This is a genomic window from Actinosynnema sp. NPDC002837 (genome assembly GCF_040295345.1).
Classification (GTDB): domain Bacteria; phylum Actinomycetota; class Actinomycetes; order Mycobacteriales; family Pseudonocardiaceae; genus Actinosynnema.
This window is the reverse complement of record NZ_JBEOVG010000012.1, coordinates 63,597-86,330: the sequence shown is the minus strand read 5'-3', so window position 1 is coordinate 86,330 and position 22,734 is coordinate 63,597. Positions and strand designations below refer to the sequence as shown.

Below are 22,734 nucleotides of genomic sequence, written 5' to 3'. Positions count from 1 at the left end.
ACACCGTGAAGACCGAGGCTTCGCTGCACCCGCCGTGCCGTTCCGGCGGCCACCCCGCCCGTGTAGTCGGAGGGCCCACGGCCGTGGTCGGCGAGAACAGTACCCGGCGCCCGGCGACCGGCATCGCGTTCAAAGCCGATACACGGGTGTGCACGCGAGCGGGACTCGCGGACTCCAGCGGGGCGATCACCTGGCACGACGGCGATCTCGCCTGTGTCTGGATCGAAGCCGCATAAGGTCCGCCGGGCGGTTCACCGCAGCCGCCCCGGCGACCGGAAAACAAAGTTCTGGACCTGTTGTTCCGACCAGGGGGATCCTGTTGAGCACATACTTCCGGAGACGGGGCCCGACCATGGCCGCGGTAGTGGGGCTGGTCGCGTCACTGGCCGTTACCTACCCCGCCATCGCGCAGCCACCCGAGTCGTCCACCACCGATCCCGTGCACACCGCGTTGGCCGAAGCCGACCGGAAGCAGGCGCCGGTCGAGGTGCCCAGCCTGCACACCGAGAACTCCACCACGGTCGCCAACCCCGGCGGCCGGACGTTGTCCACCACCGTGCACGCCCATCCGGTGCGGTTCACCGCGGCCGACGGCTGGCGCGCGATCGACCTCACCCTGGTCGAGAGCGGCGGTGCCGTCCGGCCCCGTTCTGCCCGGGACGACGTGCGGCTGTCCGCGGGCGGCGACACCGTGCTGCTGTCGGTGCGTGACGCGGACGGCAAGGGCACCACGGATCTCGCCGCGCCCGCGGTGCTGCCCAAGCCCGTGCTCGATGGGTCCACGGCCACCTACCCCGCCGCCTACGGCCCGGACATCGACCTCGTCGTAGACGTCACCCCGGCGGGCATCCGGCACCGGATCGTCGTGCACCGGCGGCCCGACCGGCCGGTCTCGTTCCGGCTGCCCGTCGCTACCGGCAACGGCATCAGCTACCGGGCGCGCGAGGTGCTGGACGACGGCGCGAAGGTCGCCGACCTCACCCCGCCCGTGCTGCTCGACGCCGACAAGTCGGCCGGTGACGTCGCGGTCGCCGTCGACGACCAGGGCACCGAACTGACCTACACGCCCGACGCGGCCTTCCTCGCCGACACCGCCACCACCTACCCGGTCACGATCGCGGGCAACCCGACGCCGTGGTTCGGCCCCGGCTTCCCGACCGACGTGTTCGTGGCCACCGACTCGCGCTACGCCACGGCCCGCTCGACCCAGTACCGGCAGGAGATCCTGGCCGGGCGGCACAACTGGGACGGCGCCGTCTCCACCTACTATCTCTACCGCAGCTACCTGAAGTTCAACCTGGACAGCGCCCCGTTCTACGGGCGGCCCATCCTCAACGCCGACATGCGGCCGTGGAACTACATCACCAGTCAGTGCGGCTCCGCCGCCGGCGACATCGTGGTGCGGCGCGTCACGGGCAACTGGGCGCTGGACGCCAACAGCCCGGTCGACCTGCGGTGGAACAACCAGCCGTCGGTCACCACGGCGGGCCAGGGCGTGAAGGCGGGCGGCGTCGGGCGCGTACTCAAGCGCGATGGCAGCTACCAGTACTGCTCGCAGCCCGCCCAGGAGCTGTACTACTCGATCGAGGGCGTCGTGCAGGCGTGGGCCGACGGCGCTCCCAACTACGGCCTCCAGGTGGCCGCGCTCAACGAGAGCAGCGGTCCGTCGAACTTCCGCGAGTACCTGTCGTCGGAGTGGAACGGCGTGGACGGGCGCGGGCCGGTGCTGTTCGTGGAGTACGAGGCGCCCGAACCGAAGAAGGCGGTGCCGTTCTATATCCCGGGCCCCGAGACCGACCCCGCGCCGACCGAGCAGGAGATGGCCGACCACAGCGACGGCCACGACGAGGCGCCGTACGTGCCGGTGCTCACCGAAGAGCAGGCGTTGCCGTTGCGGCAGAACGCGGACCAGGCCGTCAAGCACGACTCCGGCTACGGCTTCTACCCGCCCGACGACGCCACCCGCGAGCAGTGGGTGGACGACCTCGACCTGCCCGCCGCCGGGTGGGAGCCGGAACCGGACACCACACCGCCCGCGGTCGCGTGGACCGATCCGTCCGCCGGGCAGACCGACGTGCCCTTGGCCGCCACCGTGACGGCGGTGTTCGACGAACCCGTCACCGACGCCACGCTCGTCGTCAAGGATCCGGGCGGCGCGGCGGTGGGCGGCACGGTGTCGACCGGGGAAAGCACGGTGACGCTCGCGCCGTCGGCGCGGTTGACGCCCGCCACCGCCTACACCGCCGAGGTCGGCGGCGCGGTGGACGGTTCAGGCAACGCCATGGCAGCGCCGCACGCCTGGACGTTCACCACCGGCACCGCCGACCCGACACCCGAAGGTCTGGTCGCCGCGTACGGCATGGAGGAGGGCTCGGGCGACGTGGTCGCCGACCGGTCCGGGAACGGCAACACCGGCACGGCGACCGGACTGACCCGGCGCGCCGGGCGGTTCGGCGAGGCGCTGGCCTTCGACGGTCTCGACGGCAGCATGGTGACCGTACCGGACAGCCCGTCGCTGCGGCTGTCCACCGGTATGACGGTGTCGGCCTGGGTGCTTCCGGAAGCCGTGGACGACTGGTCCACGGTACTGATGAAGGACCACCAGCTCGGCTCCGCCTACGGCCTCTACGCCTCCAACGGCGACGTGCCGTCGGTGTGGCTGGCCGACGACGCGGACCACACCATCCTCGACGGCCCGTCACCACTGCCCACCGACGAGTGGAGCCACCTCGCCGTCACCTACGACGGTGCGGTGGTCAGGCTCCTGCTCGACGGCGTCGAAGTGGCCTCCGCACCACGCACCACCCCGCTCGACACGGCCTCCGGCGAGCTGCACATCGGCGGCAACGGCTCTTGGGGCGAGTTCTTCCGGGGCGCGATCGACGAGGTCCGGATCTACGACCGGGCACAGACCCCGGAGCAGGTTCAGGCGGACATGGACACCCCGGTCGACCCGTCCGCCGCGCCGATGCGGGCCGCCGCCGCGCCGACACCCCACCCATACGGGCACATCAACCACGATGCGTGCCGTACCAGGGCACCTGGCGATAACAGCGTCCGCCGCTACGTCAACAGCAACTTCTCGGTCTGCTACAGCGGACGGGTCGGCGAGAACATGCTCAACGCGCAGGACGCGCCGACCGGCGAGTGGTGGCGGTCCTACATCTCCATCACCGTGCACAGCTACGTGGGCGACGCGAGCGGTAACGCACGTGGCCTGCCCGGCGCGACCAGCAGGCAGATCAAGGTCTCCATCAGTTTCAAGGGCTACGACCACAGGAACTGGGTGACCGGGATCCACCGGCCGGTCGTGGTGAAACTCAACCCCACCGCCAACTGCACGGCAGACTTCCCCGACGGGATCAGCCAGTCCGCGTACTCGTGGATCCACGGCGGAGAGCGGACGATCATGCTCACCTCGAAGTCCACCGCGCTGCCGGAATACCGGGAGATCTGCGCCATCAAGCCGTCAATCCTCTACCCCGAGTCCGAGGGCAAAAGGCACAACTGGCTGGACGACGACCGGCTGGACTTCCGCTGCGACAGCGTCAGCCTGAAGGACTACAAGGGCGGCTGCGTGGTGTGGTCCGTGCGACCGGTCTTTGTGCTCGACGGCAACGCCAACGACGGGAAGGCGAAGAAGACCGCAGAGCACATCTGGACTGCGCTGCACGACCCGCAGAACACCGACCCGAAAGCGCCGTCCGGTCAGACCAAACGGATACCCGGACTGGTCGACCTGTCGGATCCCGGGTGCGCCGGGGCAAAGGGCTGCCTGACCCGGACCACGTCCAACCGCAAAACCACCGGATCGGTGGCCTACAAGAACTACCAGCGGGCCCGTGACGAGTGCGAGCTGCTGAGCAAAGCGGGGGTCAACAAGCCGTCGTGCGACGAGTTCCCGTTCGCCTCCACGCACGAGGGCGGCGCCTCCGCCGGCATCCACTTCTCGGTGAAGATCGTGCCGCTGGGGGACAACTGTAGCGGGGGTGCGCACATGACCAGCTGGTACCGGACCAACCGCATCCTGGAGAAGGATCCGTTCTGGGTGGACGCGATCAAACAGGGGCAGCCGGTGCCGCCGGACGTGATCCTGCCGACCGTGACACCCGACGCGTTGGAGGAGTGCGATCTGCTCTGAGACTGTCGTCCGTGACGTGGCCGGGGTCGCAGGTAGCTACCTGCGACCCCGGCCACGTCACCCTGTGCCTGGCGAAAACCTATCCACGCAGGTTGATGGCGTGCCCGGCACAAGTGCTCGAGAGGATAATCGATGTGGTCGTGGTCTGCGGCGACATCGATCGGCACGGCATGATGGACGGTCGTGCTGCTACGACTGGCATATCTGGGCGTGACCAACGCGTTCGCGCTACTGCGCCTGCTGCCCATGAGTGACCGGGACAAGGACGTGGAAATCCTGGCACTGCGGCACAAGATCACCGTCCTGGAACGGCAACTGGGCAGCGTCCGTCCACGGTTCTCCCCAGGTGACCGGGCCTTCCTTGCAGCACTGCTGCACAGAGTCCCGATCGACGCCCTCCGTGGATTCCGACCGCTGGTGCGCCCGGAGACGGTCCTGCGCTGGCACCGGAACCTTCCTCGCCCACCGCCAGGCAGTCGAGTCCCGCCCCAAGCGGCGGGGCCGTCCGCAGACCGTCCGCTCGATCCGGCTTTTGGTGCTGCGCATGGCGTGGGAGAATTTCACCTTGGGCTACCGCCGCATCCACGGCGAACTCCTCGTGCTCGGCATCAAGGTCGCCGCATCCACGGTGTGGCAGATCCTCCAGGACGCCGGAATCGACCCAGCACCTGAGCGGGCCTCGACCACCTGGTCGACCTTCCTCCGCTCCCAGGCTAACGCTCTGCTGGCCTGCGACTTTCTTCGAGACCTCCACTTTGAACGGCACCCGTCTCTACGTACTCGCGGTCATGGAGCACACCAGCCGCCGGATCCGCGTCCTCGGCGCGACCGTGCATCCGACCGCATCCTGGGTCACCCAGGCCGCGAAGAACCTCGTCATGGACCTCGAAGATGTAGGCAGCACCGCACGGTTCCTGATCCGCGACCGCGACGGGAAGTACCCCGCCCTGTTCGACGCGGTTCTGGCCGACACCGACGTCCAGGTCCTCCTTAGCTGTGTTCGAATCCTGCGGATGAACGCGACCACGGAACGCTGGATCCGGACCTGCCGCCGTGAACTCCTCGACCGCACCCTCATCTGGAACCAACAGCACCTACTCCACAGGGCAACGTCAAAGTCGTGTTTCAGCATGTCAGGAGCAGTTCGACGGGTCGGTTGAAGTCGTGGGCGTGATGTCGCAAGGCGGTGGCGATGTTGGTGTGACCGGCCAGCCGGAGCAGGCCGATGGCGGTGTTGCGCAGGGTGGCCATGAGTTGCGGGCCCGAGCCGGTGCGGATCTGGCTGCGGTCTTCGTCGAAGTCGACGTCGCGGACCCAGTGCAGCCGGTTCTCGATCACCCAGTGTCCGCGTAACCACGCGGCGATCTGCTCGGGTCCGGCGTCGATGACGGTCAGGCTGGTGATCGCGTACACGGTCTCCCGCGTGCGCTTGCCGGTCTTGCGGATCGTGCGGGTACGAGTGAGCCGCAACACCTGCACAGCGCCGGGAAACCCGATCCCGCTGGACAGTTCGGTCGCCTTCAACGTACGGGTGTCCTGACGGCCGTGACCGTGTTCCCGGGAGACCGTCAAGGAGGGAATGTCCTTCCACGGCAACGATTTCACCCGCTTGCGCAGGTTCGGCTGATTGCCCTTCACCGTGAGGATGTAGTGACCGCCGCGGTCGCGGACGGTCTGGGCGGCCTCGCGCTGGCAGTGCATCGCGTCGGCGGTGACGACGGCATCCTCGATGTCCAGGATCTTGAGCAGGCCTGACAGCATCGGGATCTCGTTCGTCCTCACGCCGACCGCGACCTGGCCGACAACGACACCGGTGCGCTGACACAACCCGGCCAGCAGATGCACCGGGTTCCCCGTCGCGTCGCGCCCCGCGCAGGGTCTTGCCGTCAAAAGCAATCACCCGGCGCCCGCCGATCGTGCTGGTGCGCAACCACATCCATGCCCCGACCACCGCGTCGAACGTGTCGGCCGGGAGCCTGGTCAGCAGCCGACGGATGGTCGCCTCCGACGGCGGTCGGCGTCGCACCCCCACACGCGTCAGTGTCTCGGTCGGGCCATCGGTGGCCCACTCGGCGATCGCCGCGAACGACCGCGCGCCGGCCAGGGTCGCGGCCAGCGCGACCGCGACCACCGAGGTCACCGTATGCCGGACACCGCGCCGTTTGCGCGGGTCAGCCACCTGCGCCAGCAGGCTGAGCAACCCGGCGGGAACCAGCGATCGCTCGTCACGATCACCGATGGCCGCTCGGGACGAGGCCGATTGGTCGTGGACGGATACGACAGGAGATGATGACAACGCGGGCACGGTACCGGCTTTCGGGACGATCAGGTGTGGTAACCAAGATCATCACCGTGGGATCGCGCCCGCCCACAACGACGCACCGAAACCGCAGGTCACACCGTCATATCACGACTTTGACGACGCCCTGACCTACTCCACGCCCTGCACGAGTACGAGGACTTGGCGGCGGATATCGAGCCGGGTGACAGCTGCTTGATCGGTGGTCGGCTGTGGAAGTGGGTGTAGTGGTCGGACGTTGGCGGGGCCGGCGGGTGTTGTAGACGGCAACGGTTGGGCGGCATCCTCAGTGAGTACCACCACGACGACATTTGATCAAACTTCATGATCAACCTTCCGGCGGACACGCCCTAGTTGAGGACAGTTCGATGCAGGCGGAACCCGTTGCACCACAACGAGTTCTCGCCCGCCCGCTCCTCCTCGCCCGCTCCCTGACACGAATCAAGTGGCGAAGTTTCGTTGGAGCTATACAGCCGTAGTCACAGGGTGGACACCCGTCGCGTGGAGTTCGACTTCGGCATCGAGGGTTACCGGCCGTGTTGGCCGCGTGGACGACTGCCCTGCGCGGGGCGGTCGGACTCGTAGTCGATTGACGTTGGAATATTCCGCATTGTCACCGGGAACAGCCCGCTCTCGATAGAATCGATCGCTCATTCACGGGGCATGTGCGACGTCACCGTACTTCAGCGGAGAATCGGAGGGGCCACGTGACAAATACGACTCGTGCGCGATTAGCGTCTCGGCCGCCGGTCGGGGCCTGGGATGCTGTGAGTGATGCCTCCGAGACTGAAGTCGACGGCGGTCCGTCGACCAGCGGGCCGGGCTGGTTCCGTCATGTGAAGCGCTGATCACCCGGATGCCTCTCATGCCTGCACAATTGCGGTTCCTCCACCTCGGAGGTGTGATCTCCTGAGCCGCCGAAGTCGGGTACCCGCGCTCGCCTGCGGGCGGTGAGGTCCAGAACCAGGCCCGCGCCGCCGCCGAGGGACTGGAGTTACGCGACCACCGCGCCGCCGGGGCGTTCGAGTTCCGCCGACCGGCAGACGGACCCGACGCGGCAGGCGTCGGCTGTCGCTTCGTGATTCCGTGCTCCGCGGTCCACGACCGCCCAGGACACTTCTGCGATGAGCGGTCACCTCACCGTCACGCGTCCGAGCGAACCCGGCGATCCCCGGGACGCTCGGGACATCTGCCTCGTGGGAGTCGGCCCGCGCGGTTTGTCAGTGCTCGAACGGCTCTGCGCCAACGCCCGCGAGATCCCGCACCGCACCGCGCGCGTGCGCTTGGTCGACCCCCGGTTGGGCGTCGGTGGCCAGGTGTGGCGATCCGACCAGTCCCGGCACCTGCTGATGAACACCGTGGCGTCCCAGGTCACCGTGTTCGTCGACGACAGCGTCGACTGCGCGGGCCCGGTGGTGCCCGGCCCCAGCCTGCACGAGTGGGCGCGCTTCGTCGCCCTGCTCGACCCGTTCCCGGACCTCCCCGCCTGGGTACGGCACGAGGCGCTCACCCTCGGTCCCGACTCGTACCCGACCCGGGCTCTCTACGGCCACTATCTGGACTGGACGTTGCGGCACCTGGTCGAGCACGCCCCCGCCAACCTCGTCATCACGCGGCACCCCGAGCGGGTGGTCGTCCTCGTCGACGAGGACGACGGCCTGCAGGCGGTGGTCCTGTCCAACGGCGAGCAGCTCACGGGGCTGCACTCCGTCGTGCTCGCCCTCGGCCACCTCGACACCGCGGCGACCCCCGCGCAGCAGCGGTTTCAGGACCTCGCCGTCCGCGACGGGCTGCGCTACGTGCCCCCGCGCAACCCGGCCGACGTCGACCTGAGCGCGGTAACCGGCGGCGAACCCGTCATCCTGCGCGGTCTGGGCCTGAGCTTCTTCGACCACCTGGCGCTGCTGACCTCGGGCCGCGGCGGGGTGTTCCACCGCGACCGGGACGGGCGGTTGCGCTACGAGCCCTCCCACGGGGAACCCCACCTGATCGCCGGCTCCCGGCGCGGGGTGCCCTACCACGCGCGAGGCGAGAACCAGAAGGGCGTCGCGGGCCGGCACGTCCCGCTGTTCCTGACCCCGCAACGCATCGCGGCCCTGCGCGCGTCCGGTCCGGTGGACTTCCGCGCCGACATCTGGCCCTGGGTCGACCGGGAGGTGCGCGCCGTCTACTACGCCACCATCGTGGTCAACCGGTCGGGTGAAGCCGAGGGAGCGCGCTTCCTGCGCGAGTTCCGCGACCTGGCGGAGTCGGCACCCGCGACCGGTGCCGAGGACGGACTGCTGAGCCGGTACGGGTTCGGTCCGACGCCGCGGTGGGACTGGGAGCCCGTCGCCACGCCCTGCCGCACGCGGTTCTCCGGACCGGCCGCGTTCCGCGACTGGCTGTTGTCCTACCTCGACGCCGATGTCCGCGAAGCGCGCCTGGGCAACGTCCGCGGCCCGCTCAAGGCCGCCTTGGACGTCCTGCGCGACCTGCGCAACGAGATCCGGCTCCTGGTCGACCACGGCGGCCTCACCGGCACCTCCTACCGCGACGACCTCGACAACTGGTACACGCCGCTCAACGCCTTCCTGTCCATCGGCCCGCCCGTCGAGCGCGTCGAACAGGCCGCGGCGTTGATCGAGGCCGGCATCCTCACCGTCGTCGGGCCGGGGATGGTCGTGGAGCACCTCGACGACGGCCAGGGCTTCCTGGCCCGCAGCCCGCTCGTCCCGGGGTCCCACTACCGGGCTCGCACGCTCGTCGAGGCGCAACTGCCCGAGGTCGACGCCCGTCGCACCACCGATCCCCTGCTCGCCCGCCTGCTCGCTCGCGGCGCGTGCGCCCTCAACCGCATACCGAACCGCACGACCGGGTGGTACGAGACCGGAGGCATCGCCGTGACGGCGCGCCCCTACGCGTTGCTCGACGCACAACGACGGCCGCACCCCCGGCGCTTCGCGTTCGGCGTGCCCACGGAGACCGTGCACTGGGCCACCGCCGCCGGAGTGCGACCCGGCGTCAACTCGGTCATCCTCGGCGACGCCGACGCGCTGGCCCGCGAGTGCCTGAACCTGACCGCCCACGCGGTCAACGAACCAGCCAGCGCCTAAGGGAACCGACATGTTCGCAGACAGCGGTCTGCTCTCACCCGGGTGGGCCGGCACGGGGATCGACGACCTGCTCGACGACCGAGCCTGGCTGACCGCCATGATCCGGGTCGAGGAGTCGCTGGCCCGCGCCCAGGCCCGCGTCGGGATGGTCCCGCCCGCCACGGCCTCCGCGCTCGTCGGCGTCGACGCCGACGCGTTCGACTGGGCCGACCTCGGCGCGAAGGTCCGCGAGACCGGCAACCCGACCGTCGGCTTCGTTGCGCAACTGACCGACATCGTCGGCCGGATCGACCCGGAGGCGGCGGACTTCGTCCACCGCGGCAGCACGAGCCAGGACATCCTCGACACCGCCACCATGCTCATCTGCCACGAGGTGCTCGGCCGGGTGCTCGGGGACCTGCGGCGGACCGCCGACGCGTTGGCCGGCCTGGCCCGTGAGCACCGCGAGACCCCCATGGCCGGCCGCACCCTGACCCAGCACGCCGTCCCGATCACCTTCGGCCTCAAGGCGGCGGGCTGGCTCAACGCCGTGCTCGACGTCGTCGACCGCCTCGACCACCTGCGCTCGCACGGGCTGCCCGTGTCGCTGGGCGGCGCCGCCGGCACCCTGGCCGCCTACCAGGAGTTCACCGAGGCCGACAGCCTCGACCTCGTCGAGCACCTCGCCACCGACCTCGGCCTGACCGCACCGCTGATCCCCTGGCACGGCGCCCGGCTGCCGGTCGTCGACGTCGCCAACGCGCTCAGCCTGGTCACGGGCACGCTCGGCAAGCTCGCCGCCGACGTCGAGGTCCTCACCCGCACCGAGATCGGCGAGCTGGCCGAACCGGCGGCGCCGGGCCGCGGCGCCTCCTCCGCCATGCCGCAGAAGCGCAACCCCGTCTACGCCACCGCCATCCTCACCGCCGCCCGTCAAGTGCCGGCCCTGGTCTCCGTCCTGCACCAGTGCATGGTCGTGCCCGACGAGCGCTCGGCAGGCGGCTGGCACGCCGAGTGGCAGCCGCTGCGCGAGGCACTGCGCCTCGCCGCCGGCGCGGCGCGCAACGCCTCGGACCTCGCCTCCGGCCTGACCGTGTTCCCCGACCGGATGAGGGAGAACCTCGCCCTCACCGGTGGCGCCATCGTCTCGGAACGCCTCAGCGCCGCGCTGACCCCGCTGCTCGGCAGGGTCGCGGCGAAGAAGATCATGACGGACGTCACCGCCACCACCGGCGACACCGCCGAGGTCTTGGTGCGACAACTCCACGCCCAGGGCCACTCCAGCGACCCGGCCCGGTGGCGGGCCCTGTGCGATCCGACCGGCTACCTGGGCGCATCGTCCCGGCTGGTCGACCGGGTCCTCGACCGCCACCTCGCCGGTCGGCGCCCGTCGGACCCGGATCGTGGCGACGGCGGAGCCGACCCTGCCCGGCCAGGCCGCCCGCCGGCTCCTGGACGTGCCTGAACCCAGGTCCACGCCCGGCGGCGCTTCGGTTCGATCCGCACCCCTGTCGGTACGGCCTCGCAGGCGGCTGCGTCCGCACGTACCGCCGACACGAAGGATCCGCCGGCCACCACTGAAGTGAGGAATGCTCACGCTGTCCAAGTCCTGCGGGGTGCCAGAACTCTGCACTGGGGCGCTGAGCTGCGGCAATCGCGCACCATGTGCTGCAGGAGCATGATCGTGAGGCATGGCGCTACGACTGCTTTACCTGATCTTCGTCCGACTCAGTGACTGGCTGGTCCTGCTCGGCCGGTCCTCAGCGGCCAAGGGCGTCGAGTTGCTGGTACTGCGGCACGAAGTCGCCGTGCTGCGCCGGACCAACCCTCGCCCGCGACTGGATTGGGCCGATCGTGCGGTGCTCGCCGCGTTGGTGCGACGCCTACCCGGCTGGTTACGACTCCACCGGTTGGTGACGCCGGGCACCGTCCTGCGGTGGCACCGACGCCTGGTCGCACAGAAGTGGACCTACCCGAACCGCACCCGGCCGACTACCGATCGACGACACGGTCGTGGCGTTGATCGAACGGATGGCGCGGGAGAACGCCAGCTGGGGCTACCGCCGGATCCAGGGCGAGCTGCTCAAACTCGGGCACCGGGTAGCCGCCTCGACCATCCGCCGCGTGCTCAAGCGCCTACGCATCCCGCCCGCACCCGAGCGCGACACCGACACGTCGTGGCGACGATTCCTGCGCGCCCAGACCGCGAGCATGTTGGCCTGCGACTTCTTCCACGTCGACTGCGCCCTGACCCTCAAGCGGGTCCACGTGTTCTTCGTGATAGAGGTCGCCACCCGCTACGTCCACATCCTCGGCGCCACCACCAACCCCGACGGGGCATGGACCACCCAACAAGCCCGCAACCTGCTCATGGACATCAGAGACCCGGCAGACGACCTCCGGTTCCTCATCCGGGACCGGGCCGGCCAATTCACCGCCTCGTTCGACGCGGTCTTCTCCGGCGCAGGCATCAGGGTCGTGAAGATCCCACCACGGTGTCCACGAGCCAACTGCTACGCCGAGCGGTTCGTCGGCACCCGTCCCACGCGAAGTCACCGACCGACTGCTCATCCTCAACGAACACCACCTGCGAGCGGTCCTGGACCGCTACGCGACCCACTACAACCACCGACGACCCCACCGAGCACTGCAACTCGCACCACCGCGACCAGACCCACCGACCGCAGAGCAGGGCTACACCTCGATACGCCGCCGACCAGTCCTCGGTGGCCTGATCAACGAGTACGAACCCACCGCAGCCTAACCGCAGGTCAGACCATGCGGCCGACTTCTGACACCCCACAGGACACAATGCCGATCGATGCACCGGTGCGGTGCACAGCAGGCCCCCACCCAGACTGCACACCTCGGCGGAGGCTGCGGCATGGACCACCGCCAGGCGCGACGGCAAGTGCCACAACCGCACCGGTTCACCGAGCAGCACGAAAGCCGGGTCCATCCCGTAATCGGTGTGTTCGGCGTTGTTGATCAGTAGGTTTCGGCGTTCGGCCAGCGGTCACCGAACGTGATGGCGAAGGCGTTGAGCACGGGCTTCCAGCGCATCGTCCACCTGGCGCGTCCCGTCCCGGTCGGGTCGAGGCTGCGGGTGACAAGGTACCGGCACTTCATCGCGGGGTGGATTCAACCGGTCAACGCAACACTAGGTCGGTCGTGCCGTGCTGAGAGTAGCCTGTCGAATGCCTCGGTCGGGGTTCGCCAACCGAGCCGTTTGCGTGGCCTGGCGTTGAGTTGTGCCGCGACGAACTCGAGGTAGTCGCGGTGGTAGCCGGACAGGTCCGTGCTCTTGGGAAAGTACTGCCGCAGCAACCCGTTCGTGTTCTCGTTGGTCGCCCGCTGCCAGGGCGAGTGGGGATCGCAGAAGTAGATGTCGAGTCGGGTGGCCTCGGCGAGGGCCGTGTGGTTGGCCATCTCCTGCCCCTGGTCCCAGGTCAGAGTGCGGCGCAGGAACGGCGGCAGCCGGTTCATCGCCTCGATCGTCGCTTCCCCGACCGGAAGGGCGCCGTGGCTGTCCGGCAAGTGCAACAGCACCACGAAGCCGGTGGAGCGCTCCACGAGCGTGCCGATCGCCGACTTGTTTTCCTTGCCCGTGATCAGATCCCCCTCCCAATGCCCCGCGACCACGCGGTCCAAGACCTCCGACGGCCGCAACGCGATGTTGACCATGCCCGCCAGGCGCCCACGCCGCTCGGTGGTGCGTCGGGTCCGGCGCAGAGCCCGCCCGGTGCGCAACGTCTTCACCAGCTCCCGGTGCAGACCACCGCGACCCTGCACGTAAAGGCTGCGGTAGACGGTCTCGTGACACACACGCATGCCCGGATCGTCGGGGAACAGCAGCGGCAGGCGCCGACTGATCTGCTCGGGGCTGTCCTTGGCCCGCAACCGATCCTGCACATGCTCACGCAGCCGGTCGTCCACCGCCAGCAGCCTCGCCTTCGGCCGCCGGGCACGCTGATCGGCCACCGCCTGGGCCACCGAGGCCCGGTACCCGGACTTCCGACGGACGGTCCCGCGAGCCAGCTCCCGGCTCACCGTGGACGGCGATCGCCCCAGCACCCGCGCGATCGCCCGCACTCCCTCGCCCGCGGCCCGGCGGCAGCTGATCTCCTCCCGCTCCCGGAACGACAGACGACGCGCACAGGACAAAGTCAGGCCTGCGGGGAAGGGCTCGGGCATCACGCCGCCAACGTGCCGGAACCACTCCCACGCCACCGTGATCGACACGCCGACCGATGCCGCCGCCTCCGCCACGACCATCCCCGACCGGACCGCGGCCCAGAACTCCCGCCGAACCGCGACCGGAATCGCCGGTCGACCTCCAACACCCACGCAACACCTCGCTTATCAGCGGTGTTGCGTTGACCGGTTGAATCCACCCGGACTGCTCGGTCGGGAAATGCCCGCGGGCGCGGATCGCCCGACGGTAGCGGGCGTTGAGCGACTCGATCGCGTTGGTGGAACAGATCATCCGCCGGATCTCGACGTCGTAGTCGAGGAAGGGCACGAACTCGTCCCAGGCGTTGCGCCACAACCGGATCATCGCCCCGTACTTGCGCCCCCATTTCTCCGCCAGGTCCTCCAACGCGGCGGCCGCGGCGTCGGGGGTGGGTGCGGTGTAGATCGGGGTGATGCCCCGTTTCACCGCGTCCCAGTCCTGCCGGGCCACCAGCCGGACGGTGTTGCGGATCAGGTGCACCACACAGGTCTGCACGACAGTCTGCGGCCACACGTTCGTCACCACCTCGGGCAGTCCCTTGAGACCGTCACAGACCAGGAAGAACACATCCTGCACGCCGCGGTTCTTCAAATCGACCAGCACGCTCATCCAGAACTTGGTGCCCTCGCCGCCGGTGCCCATCCACAGCCCGAGCACGTCCTTGCGCCCGTCCACGGTCACCCCGATGGCGGCGTAGACCGGCCGGTTGGCGACCTGGCCGTCACGGACCTTGACCACGATCGCGTCCAGGAACACCGCCGCGTAGACGGCATCGAGCGGGCGGGCGGCCCAGTCGTTCATCTCCGCGACCACCTTGTCGGTGATGCGGGAGACCGTCTCGCGCGACACCGAGGCGCCGTAGATCTCGGCGAAGTGCGCCGAAATCTCCCCGGTGGTCAATCCCTTGGCATACAAGGACAACACGATCTCGTCGACGTCGGTGAGACGACGCTGCCGCTTCTTGACGATCTGTGGCTCGAAGGTGCCCTCCCGGTCCCGGGGCACCTCGATCTCCACCTCGCCGGCCGCGTCCGAGATCACGGTCTTGGTCCGGCTGCCGTTGCGCACGTTGGTCGACTCACGTCCGGGTTCCGCGCGGTTCTTCTCGTGCCCGAGGTGCTCGGTCATCTCCTCGGCCAAGGCGGTCTCCAGCACGCTCTTGGTGAACAGCTTGAGCAGCCCGTCCGGCCCAGTCAGCGCCAGCCCTCGCGCCTTGGCCTCGGCCACCATCGTCGCCGCGGCGGCCTGCTCCGGCGACAGCTGCCGCCCGGTTTCACTCTTCCGTGCGCTCACAAGCTCAGATGTCATCACTCACAGTGCCCATCCCGCCGGACCCCAGGCCCGGCGTGTCGGGCCGAACACACCGATCTTGAAACAGTCCCCGAAAGCCGCCTAACCTGCACGGATGACATTTCGGCAAGCACAGGGTCATCGTGCGTGAGCGTTGCGGCAGGGTCTCGTAGTCGCGCACGAGTCGGCGATGCTGCATCAGCCAGCCCAGGGTCCGTTCGACCACCCACCTCTTGGGCAGCACGTGGAACCCTTGTGCGGCAATGCGTTTGACGACCTCGACGCGGATTCCCCTTCGAGCGCCGTGGCGGACGACCTCGTCGTTGTAGCCGCCGTCCGCCCAGGCGATCGACACGTCCGGTTGCGTGACGGCCAAGTGGTCCAGAAGCTGCCGACCGGCGGTCGAGTCCGAGGCCGAGGTCACGATCACGATCACGATCACCGCGAGCATCAGGCCGAGTACGTCGGTGGCGATGTGCCGCTTCCGGCCCTTGATCTTCTTGTTCGCATCGATGCCCTGATCGGATTCGTTGACATTGCAGGAAGTCTTCACACTCTGCGAGTCGAGGATCGCTGCCGTCGGGGAGGTCGCGCGTCCACTCGCGACACGGACCCGTTCTCGGAGTAGGTCGTGTAACGCCTCGGCGGTGCCGTCGGTCTCCCACTTGGCGTAGTAGTCGTAGACCGTCTTGTGCGGCGGGAAGTCGTGCGGCAGGTAGGCCCATGCGATCCCGGTTCGGCACACGTAGAGGATCGCGTTGACGATCTCCCGTAAGTCGTGCACCCGTGCCGCGGTTCCCGGCCCGCGCCGGGCGGCCCGCCAGGCCGTCAGCACCGGTTCGATCAACGCCCACCGGGTATCGGACAGGTCACTGGGGTACGCACGCCGAGAGCTCACGGGTGATCAACTTTAGAGCGGTCGGCAAACCGGACAGACCGCCCCAAACCAAGATCAGATGCCCTCTTAGCCCAATCCGCGTACGCGCGGCGGATGACCGCGTTGCCGTAGTCCCGACACAAGCCGGGTGATCGCCGCGTACGGCACCGGGTTGGCCCGACCCGGCAGCCCTCGGCCCGCGCCGCAGACCAGGTTTTCGAAGTCCACGTACACCCCAACCGAGGCGTTGACGAACTGCTCGGTCAGACCGTCCGCCACGGGCATATTCATAGTGTCGTCATCGACAAGCTCGACCCCGCCCTTGAGGACGCGACCGATCGGCGTACCCATCCCGCCAGCAGCCCACGCCGACGGGAACACGATCGGGTTCTATTTGACTTCATCCCAGCCTGGCCACCTGTGGCGCAAGACGGGCGGACGGTCCTAGTGGCGAGGCCACAGGGCTATAAGGGTCTGTCCTCGGTTATCGCCGTGGACTCTTGTGGGACGTGGTGCCGTGGGGTCGATGGCCAGCGTGGGGCCGGTGCTCCATCCCGGTGGTCGTGCATGTTGATCCGGTCATAGGCGGCGAAGCGGACGTCGGGCCCGATAGGGTGGTGTGGTCATGATCGATTACGAACGTGAGGGGAAGTCACCAGTGGCTGTTTCCGTGGACTTGGCCAAGCAGTTGGACAAGGCGTACGAGGGGCTGACCGTGGCCGAGGTCCTCGACGCGCCGGTCGCGGCGTTGGCCGGGGTCAGCGAGGGTGACGCGGAGAAGTTGGCCGCGGCCTTCGGGATCAAGACCGTGCGGGACCTGGGGACGAGCAAGTACTTCAAGCTCGCCGCGGCGCTGGTGGACCTGGACCAGGCCGCCAAGTAGCGTCACGCGGTCGCTGATTACGACGGGGTGCGGACCTTGGGGCCCGCACCCCGTCGGTTTTCCGCACGACCTGCGGCGTACCGCCTTATACGAGGGTGACGGACGAGGCGTGGCTTCGCCCGGTGGGCGGGGCATGTCCGCAGTAGCGTGTCGCCACTCGGTTGGGGATGCGGAGTGGGTGTGGACGGCTACGGTTTCACCGTCGCGCTGGTCGCGGTGTTGGTGCTGCTCAACGCGGTGTTCGCGGGCAGCGAAATGGCGTTGATCTCGCTGCGCGAGGGTCAGCTGCGCGCGTTGGAGCGCGACGGCCGCGCCGGGGCGCGCACGCTGGTGCGGTTGGCTCGTGACCCGAACCGGTTCCTGGCCACGATCCAGATCGGGATCACCCTGGCGGGGTTTCTGGCCTCGGCGACGGCGGCGGTGTCGCTGGCCGAGCCGCTGGTGCCGCTACTGGGCTTCCTCGGCGGTGCGGCGGGCGCGGTGGCCATCGCGTTGGTGACCGTGGTGTTGACGTTCCTGACGCTGGTGTTCGGCGAGCTGGCGCCCAAGCGGCTGGCCATGCAGAACGCGCTGCGGTGGGCGCTGCTGGTGGCCCGACCGCTGGACCTGCTCTCGACGATCTCTCGGCCGGCGGTGTGGGCGCTCAGCGCCTCGACCAACCTGGTCGTGCGACTGTTCGGAGGGAAGCCGGACGCGGAGTCGGAGGAGATGTCGCCGGAGGAGCTGCGGGAGTTGGTGGCGGCGCAGCGCGGGTTGAACGTCGAGCAGCGGATGATCATTTCGGGGGCGTTGGAGATCCACGAGCGCCGTCTGCGGGAGGTGCTGGTGCCGCGCCGGTCGGTGGTGACCCTGGCCGCGGAGCTGGACGTGGCCTCGGCGCGGGCACAGCTGGCCGGCTCGGGGCACTCCCGGGCCCCGGTGGCCCGCGGCGGGCATCTGGACGACCTGGTCGGCGTGGTGCACCTGCGGGACCTGCTGGTTGATGAGGTGCCGTTGGCGCGGGTGACCCGTGAGGCGCTGGTGTTCCCGGACACGGTGCGGGTGTCGGACGCGTTGCGCCGGTTCAAGGCCGAGCGGGAACAGATGGCGCTGGTGGTCGACGAGCACGGCGCGGTGGCGGGCATGGTCACTCTGGAGGACCTGCTGGAGGAGATCGTCGGGGAGATCTACGACGAGACCGACCGCGACGTGATGGCCGTCCACGCCGCCGAGGACGGCTCACTGGTGCTGCCCGGCACGTTCCCGGCGCACGATCTGGTCGACCTCGGGGTGGAGTTGCCCGACGCGCCCGAGGGCGACTACGCCACCATCGCCGGCCTGGTCCTGGTCGTCCTGGGCAGAATCCCTGAGGCGCCGGGTGACCGGGTGACGGTGTCGGGGTGGACGATCGAGGTGCTGGGGGTCGAGCACCATGCGATCACCGAGGTGCGGCTGCGTCCGCGACCGGCGACGGACGGTACGGGTCGGGCGGAGCCGGGGTCAGGGCAGGAGCAGGTCCGGGGGGATCTGCAGGGCGACGGTGATCAGTGAGTGGACCCTGGTGGCGATGGCGGCCAGCAGGCCCTGCAGTTCGGGCGAGGCGGTCTCCGAGGCGGCCTGGAGTGCACGCAGGTCGACGTCGATGCGGTCCAGGATCGAGGCGACGTCGACTTGGCCGGTGGTGAGGGCGGCGGCGATCTCCTCCAGCGGAACTCCCTGGACCTCCAGACGCTGGACCAGGTGGATGCGGTCGACGTCGGCGGGGGCGTAGAGGCGGTAGTTGCTCGCGGTGCGCTTGGCCGGGGTGAGCAGGCCGATGCTGGTGTAGTAGTCGACGGTGCGGGGGCTGACCTGGGCGCGGGCGGCGAGTTCGCCGATCTTGAGCAGAACCTCGGACACTGCCACCTCCTCTTCCGGGGCACTCACCGTCAACCGTACAGTGCCGCGTGCTAGTGTGAAGCATGCCTGATGGTGCCGACACAGAGCCTTGTAGTAGTCGGCCGGGTGCGACGACCCGGCTGATCATAGTTTCCCCGCGCGTGGCGGGTGCGCCGTGTTGATCTTCACCGGCTTGCTCGCGATCGTGGCCCTCACCGTGGCCACGGGATATTTCGTGGCCCAGGAGTTCGCCTACATGGCGGTGGACCGGGGCCAGTTGCGGCAGATGGCCGAGGACGGCGACAAAGCCGCCGAGCGGGCCTACCTGGTGACGCAGAAGCTGTCGTTCATGCTGTCGGGCGCCCAGTTCGGCATCACCGTGACCGCGCTGCTCGCCGGCTACGTCGCCGAACCGCTGCTGGGTACCGGGTTGGCCGACCTGCTCGGGTTGACCGGTCTGTCCACGGCCGTGGCGGTGTCGCTGTCGATGGTGGTGGCGTTGGTGTTCGCCACGGTGGTGCAGATGGTGCTGGGCGAGCTGTTGCCCAAGAACTTCGCCATCGCCCGCCCGGAGCCGCTGGCCAAGGCGCTGAGCGCCTCCACCCTGGCCTACCTGAAGGTGGCCGGTCCGGTGATCCGGCTGTTCGACGCGACGGCCAACCGGCTGCTGCGCGCGGTCGGGATCGAACCGGTGGAGGAGCTGCCGCAGGGCGCCACGCCGGAGGACCTGCGCCAGATCGTCACCGACGCACACGCCGGGGGCCATCTGGACGCCGAGTTGTCCCGGTTGCTGGATCGCGGCCTGGGCTTCCGGGAGTTGGTCGCCGAGCAGGCCATGACCCCGCGCGTGATGGTGCACACCGTGCGCGCCGACGAGCCCGTCGTGCGGGTGGTGGAGCTGCTGGACACCGGCCACTCCCGCTTTCCCGTCTTCGGCGACGACCTGGACGACCTGCGCGGCGTCGTCGGGTTGGCCGAAGTACTGACCGTGGACCCCGACCGGCGCGTGGACGCCCTGATCGGCGAAATCGCCTCCCCCGCTCTGGTCGTGCCCGCCTCGCTGCCGCTGCCCGCGGTGCTGGAGCGGCTGCGGGCCGAGCGGCGGCAGTTGGCGTGCGTGGTGGACGAGTTCGGCGGCTTCGCGGGCGTGGTGTCGCTGGAGGACCTGGCCGAGGAGTTGGTCGGGGAGATCCACGACGAGGACGACGTGGTCGAGGACGTCATCGAGCCGCTGGGCGCGGGGGTGTGGCGGGTGCCCGGTCGGATGCGGGTGGACGAGATCGCCGACGTCACCGGTGTGGAGTTGCCCGAGCACGACAGCTACGACACGGTGTCCGGCCTGGTGCTCAGCCGGCTGGGCCGCACCGCCCGGGTGGATGACGAGATCGAGTTGGACGGGGTGTCCCTGCGGGTCACCGCTGTCAGGCGCAACGTGCCCGGCAGCGTGCTGCTCGCCACCCGCGCCGACGCCCGTACAGCCGACCGGGAGGCCGCCCGATGAGCACCACCTGGTCGTTGCTGATCTCCCTGGTGCTGCTGGTCGCCAACGCGTTCTTCGTCGCCGCCGAGTTCGCGCTCATCGCCGCCAAGCGGCACCGCCTGGAACAGGACGCCGAGACCAGCCGCGCCGCGCGCGCGGCCGTCGCCGGTATCCGCGAGCTGTCGCTGATGCTGGCCGGGGCGCAGTTGGGCATCACGCTGTGCACACTGGCGTTGGGCGCGTTGGCCAAGCCTGCGGTGGCCGATCTGGTCGACCCGCTGCTTCTCGCGACCGGTCTGCCTTCGGGGGTGTCCTACGGCATCGCGTTCGCCTTCAGTCTGGTGCTGGTGGTGTTCCTGCACATGGTCGTGGGCGAGATGGCGCCGAAGTCCTGGGCGATCAGCCATCCCGAACGCTCCGCGCGGTTGCTCGCGTTGCCGTTCCGCGCGTTCGCGCACTCCGTGCGGTGGATCCTCAGCGGACTCAACGGCGTGACCAACGCGTTGTTGCGGGCGATGAAGGTGCAGCCGCAGGACGAGCTGGCGCAGGCGCACCGGCCCGAGGACCTGCGGATGCTGGTGCGTCAGTCCGCCGAGCACGGTCTGATCCCCGAAGGGCAGCGGCGGTTGCTGACCCGGATGCTGCAACTGCAGAACACCACCCTGACTCAGGTGATGGTGCCGATCGAGGACGCGCTGAGCGTGTCCGAGCACAGCAGCGCACGAGCGGTCGAACGCCGTAGCCGCGAATCTGGACGTTCCCGCTTCCCGGTGATGGACGTGCACGGCCACTTCGTCGGCCTGGTTCACATCCGCGAGGCCGTGCGCGCCGCCGCGACCGGGCGCCGCAGGACCGCCCGCGAGATGATGGCCCCCGCGCTGACCCTGCCCGCCGCCATGCCGGTCGCGAGCGCGGTCACCGCGATGCGCGCCGACCGGGCGCAGCTGGCATTGGTGGCAGACGCCGAGAACCGGGTCATCGGCATCGCCGCGCTGGAAGACCTCCTCGAAGAGCTGATCGGCGACTTCGAGGACGAGACCGACACCCCGCTTCGCACCGCCCTCACACCCGCACCCTTCGGAAGGAACCCTTGATGTTCAAACGGATGCTCAGCGCCTTCGGCGTCGGCGGACCGTCCGTCGACACCGTCCTGGACACCCCGCACGCCACCCCCGGCCAGGTGATCACCGGCCAGGTCCGCATCCAGGGCGGCAGCAACGACGCCAACATCGACCAGATCGTGCTGTCGCTCGTGACGCGAGTCGAGGTCGAGCACGGCGACCACGAGTACGGCGGCGTGTCGGAGTTCCAACGCCTTACAGTGGCCCACAGCGTCCGTGTCCCTGCCGGTCAGCCGATGACGGTGCCGTTCCAGCTCCCGATCCCGTGGGAGACCCCGATCACGGCCGTGGGCGGGCAGCAGCTGCCCGGCATGACCGTGGGCGTGCGCACCGAGCTGGTCATCTCCGGCGCCCCGGACAAGGGCGACCTGGACCCCGTGCTGGTGGGCCCGCTGCCGTCGCAGGACCGGGTGCTGGAGGCGTTCGGGCAGCTCGGGTTCCAGTTCCGCTCCGCCGACGTCGAAGCCGGTCGCATCCACGGCGTCAACCAGGAACTTGGCTTCTACCAGGAGATCGAGTTCTTCCCGCCCGGTCAGTACGCGGGCAGGGTCAACCAGGTCGAGCTGACCTTCGTCACCAACCCGCACGAGCTCGTGGTGGTGCTGGAAGCCGACAAGCGCGGCGGCATGTTCTCCTCCGGTGGCGACTCGTTCGGCCGGTTCCACGTGTCGCATCAGGACGCGATGAACACCGACTGGGCCGGTGCGATCAACCAGTGGATGGCCCAGATCGCCGAACGCGGCGGCCACGCGGCGGGCTACCCGCAGCACGGCAACCCGGCCTTCGGCGGCCAGTCCGGTTACGGACAGCCGGGCTACGGGCACCACGGTGGCCACCACGACGACCATCACGGGCATCACCGTGGCTCGGGCGTGGGCGGCGTCGTCGCCGGCGCGGCGGCCGGCGTGGTCGGCGGCATGATCCTCGGCGAGGTCCTCGACGACGCGTTCGAGGGCGACGACGGCGGCGGTGAGGACATGGCCTTCGAGGAGTAACCGGACACCGACAGGGCAAGTACGGCTCACCCGAGCCTCGTGCAAGGAGTGGACATGCCCGTTTCCGGACTCATCAGTGCACTGATCGCGGCCTGATCATCGGTGCGCTGGGCCGACTCGTCGTGCCCGGCAAGCAGAACATCCCGATCTGGCTGACCATGCTGATCGGTGTGGTCGCCGCGATCATCGGCACGTTCATCGCCAACGCCCTCGGCGTCGGCGACACCCGCGGCATCGACTGGATCGAGATCGTCATCCAGGTCGCTCTCGCCGCGGGCGGCGTCGCCTTGGCCGCCGGCATGTACGGCCGCAAACGGGTCTGACACCCCACCAGACCGGCGCGGCAGGCGGCCACTCCCCCCTCCACTGCCTGCCGCGCCGCCCGTCTCCCGCTGCCCACACACGTAGAGCACCCGACGCCGGGATCGAAGAATCGGCCCGCACATGGACCGGACGTGGGACCGACCGCCGGACGGGCACACC

The 22,734-nt window shown here is 69.2% G+C and carries 15 protein-coding genes and 4 pseudogenes; 11 read left to right on the top strand and 8 right to left on the bottom strand.

Translation table 11 applies throughout. The annotated features are described in order from the left end of the window. Positions 1–352: 352 nt before the first annotated feature. Both ABTZ99_RS11790 and ABTZ99_RS11785 read left to right on the top strand, forming a co-directional pair. Positions 353–4,141 (top strand): LamG-like jellyroll fold domain-containing protein, encoded by a 3,789-nt coding sequence (locus ABTZ99_RS11790; protein WP_499610679.1) that lies wholly within the window; start codon positions 353–355, stop codon positions 4,139–4,141. 788 nt (positions 4,142–4,929) lie between these two features. Continuing rightward, the gene (locus ABTZ99_RS11785) at positions 4,930–5,301 is read left to right on the top strand and encodes an integrase (RefSeq protein WP_499610676.1); all 372 of its coding nucleotides are present in this window, start codon (positions 4,930–4,932) and stop codon (positions 5,299–5,301) included. Here ABTZ99_RS11785 and ABTZ99_RS11780 read toward each other — a convergent pair. Next, the gene (locus ABTZ99_RS11780; protein ID WP_499610674.1) at positions 5,267–6,031 is read right to left on the bottom strand and encodes an ISAs1 family transposase; all 765 of its coding nucleotides are present in this window, start codon (positions 6,029–6,031) and stop codon (positions 5,267–5,269) included. The genes ABTZ99_RS11785 and ABTZ99_RS11780 overlap by 35 nt on opposite strands. Positions 6,032–6,086: 55 nt before the next feature. Further along, positions 6,087–6,320, bottom strand: a pseudogene (locus ABTZ99_RS11775) (transposase family protein); the annotation flags it as partial. 1,244 nt (positions 6,321–7,564) lie between these two features. Here ABTZ99_RS11775 and ABTZ99_RS11770 point away from each other — a divergent pair. The 3 genes from ABTZ99_RS11770 to ABTZ99_RS11760 all read left to right on the top strand — a co-directional run bounded on the left by ABTZ99_RS11770 (position 7,565) and on the right by ABTZ99_RS11760 (position 12,278). After that, positions 7,565–9,535, top strand: a complete 1,971-nt coding sequence (locus ABTZ99_RS11770; protein ID WP_499610671.1) for an FAD/NAD(P)-binding protein — start codon at positions 7,565–7,567, stop codon at positions 9,533–9,535. Between the two features lie 10 nt (positions 9,536–9,545). Further along, complete coding sequence (gene pcaB / locus ABTZ99_RS11765) at positions 9,546–10,979, top strand: 3-carboxy-cis,cis-muconate cycloisomerase (RefSeq protein WP_499610669.1); 1,434 nt, start codon at positions 9,546–9,548, stop codon at positions 10,977–10,979. Between the two features lie 1,098 nt (positions 10,980–12,077). Beyond that, positions 12,078–12,278 (top strand): integrase core domain-containing protein, encoded by a 201-nt coding sequence (locus ABTZ99_RS11760; RefSeq protein ID WP_499610804.1) that lies wholly within the window; start codon positions 12,078–12,080, stop codon positions 12,276–12,278. A 224-nt stretch (positions 12,279–12,502) separates the two neighbouring features. Here the strand turns inward: ABTZ99_RS11760 and ABTZ99_RS11755 are convergent. The 5 genes and pseudogenes from ABTZ99_RS11755 to ABTZ99_RS11735 all read right to left on the bottom strand — a co-directional run. Beyond that, a pseudogene (locus tag ABTZ99_RS11755) lies at positions 12,503–12,646 on the bottom strand (IS256 family transposase); the annotation flags it as partial. Positions 12,647–12,655: 9 nt separating this feature from the next. Beyond that, entirely contained in the window at positions 12,656–13,861 is a 1,206-nt protein-coding gene (locus ABTZ99_RS11750) for an IS30 family transposase (RefSeq protein ID WP_499610666.1), read from the bottom strand. A 49-nt stretch (positions 13,862–13,910) separates the two neighbouring features. Next, a pseudogene (locus tag ABTZ99_RS11745) lies at positions 13,911–15,041 on the bottom strand (IS256 family transposase); the annotation flags it as partial. Positions 15,042–15,045: 4 nt separating this feature from the next. Next, positions 15,046–15,936, bottom strand: coding sequence for an IS5 family transposase (locus ABTZ99_RS11740; RefSeq protein ID WP_499610664.1), 891 nt, complete (start codon positions 15,934–15,936; stop codon positions 15,046–15,048). A 66-nt stretch (positions 15,937–16,002) separates the two neighbouring features. Further along, a complete protein-coding gene (locus ABTZ99_RS11735) occupies positions 16,003–16,296 on the bottom strand; it encodes a hypothetical protein (RefSeq protein WP_499610661.1) in 294 nt (97 codons plus the stop codon). Positions 16,297–16,573: 277 nt separating this feature from the next. Here ABTZ99_RS11735 and ABTZ99_RS11730 point away from each other — a divergent pair, with 277 nt between their 5' ends. Both ABTZ99_RS11730 and ABTZ99_RS11725 read left to right on the top strand, forming a co-directional pair. After that, complete coding sequence (locus ABTZ99_RS11730) at positions 16,574–16,798, top strand: hypothetical protein (RefSeq protein ID WP_309112678.1); 225 nt, start codon at positions 16,574–16,576, stop codon at positions 16,796–16,798. A gap of 180 nt (positions 16,799–16,978) precedes the next feature. Beyond that, positions 16,979–18,328 carry a hemolysin family protein gene (locus tag ABTZ99_RS11725; protein ID WP_499610659.1) on the top strand — a complete coding sequence of 450 codons (1,350 nt, stop codon included), beginning with the start codon at positions 16,979–16,981 and terminating at the stop codon, positions 18,326–18,328. Here the strand turns inward: ABTZ99_RS11725 and ABTZ99_RS11720 are convergent. Beyond that, complete coding sequence (locus ABTZ99_RS11720) at positions 18,278–18,676, bottom strand: MerR family transcriptional regulator (RefSeq protein WP_499610657.1); 399 nt, start codon at positions 18,674–18,676, stop codon at positions 18,278–18,280. The genes ABTZ99_RS11725 and ABTZ99_RS11720 overlap by 51 nt on opposite strands. Positions 18,677–18,830: 154 nt before the next feature. On the opposite strand from ABTZ99_RS11720, the gene ABTZ99_RS11715 reads away from it, so the two are divergent. The 4 genes and pseudogenes from ABTZ99_RS11715 (at position 18,831) to ABTZ99_RS11700 (ending at position 22,574) form a co-directional block, all read left to right on the top strand. After that, positions 18,831–20,156: a hemolysin family protein gene (locus ABTZ99_RS11715; protein ID WP_499610655.1), complete on the top strand. Its 1,326-nt coding sequence runs from the start codon at positions 18,831–18,833 to the stop codon at positions 20,154–20,156. Between the two features lie 29 nt (positions 20,157–20,185). Beyond that, a complete protein-coding gene (locus ABTZ99_RS11710) occupies positions 20,186–21,229 on the top strand; it encodes a hemolysin family protein (RefSeq protein WP_499610653.1) in 1,044 nt (347 codons plus the stop codon). Next, positions 21,229–22,251 carry a sporulation protein gene (locus ABTZ99_RS11705; RefSeq protein WP_499610650.1) on the top strand — a complete coding sequence of 341 codons (1,023 nt, stop codon included), beginning with the start codon at positions 21,229–21,231 and terminating at the stop codon, positions 22,249–22,251. The genes ABTZ99_RS11710 and ABTZ99_RS11705 overlap by 1 nt, the downstream gene beginning before the upstream one ends. Before the next feature lie 54 nt (positions 22,252–22,305). Then, positions 22,306–22,574, top strand: a pseudogene (locus ABTZ99_RS11700) (GlsB/YeaQ/YmgE family stress response membrane protein). Positions 22,575–22,734: the final 160 nt, after the last annotated feature.

Excerpts from the sequence above, each read along its gene's own strand:
- ABTZ99_RS11705 (WP_499610650.1), top strand. The coding sequence starts at position 21,229 with ATGTTCAAACGGATGCTCAGCGCCTTCGGCGTCGGCGGACCGTCCGTC.
- pcaB (WP_499610669.1), top strand. The coding sequence starts at position 9,546 with ATGTTCGCAGACAGCGGTCTGCTCTCACCCGGGTGGGCCGGCACGGGG.
- ABTZ99_RS11770 (WP_499610671.1), top strand. The coding sequence starts at position 7,565 with ATGAGCGGTCACCTCACCGTCACGCGTCCGAGCGAACCCGGCGATCCC.
- ABTZ99_RS11785 (WP_499610676.1), top strand. The coding sequence starts at position 4,930 with ATGGAGCACACCAGCCGCCGGATCCGCGTCCTCGGCGCGACCGTGCAT.
- ABTZ99_RS11790 (WP_499610679.1), top strand. The coding sequence starts at position 353 with ATGGCCGCGGTAGTGGGGCTGGTCGCGTCACTGGCCGTTACCTACCCC.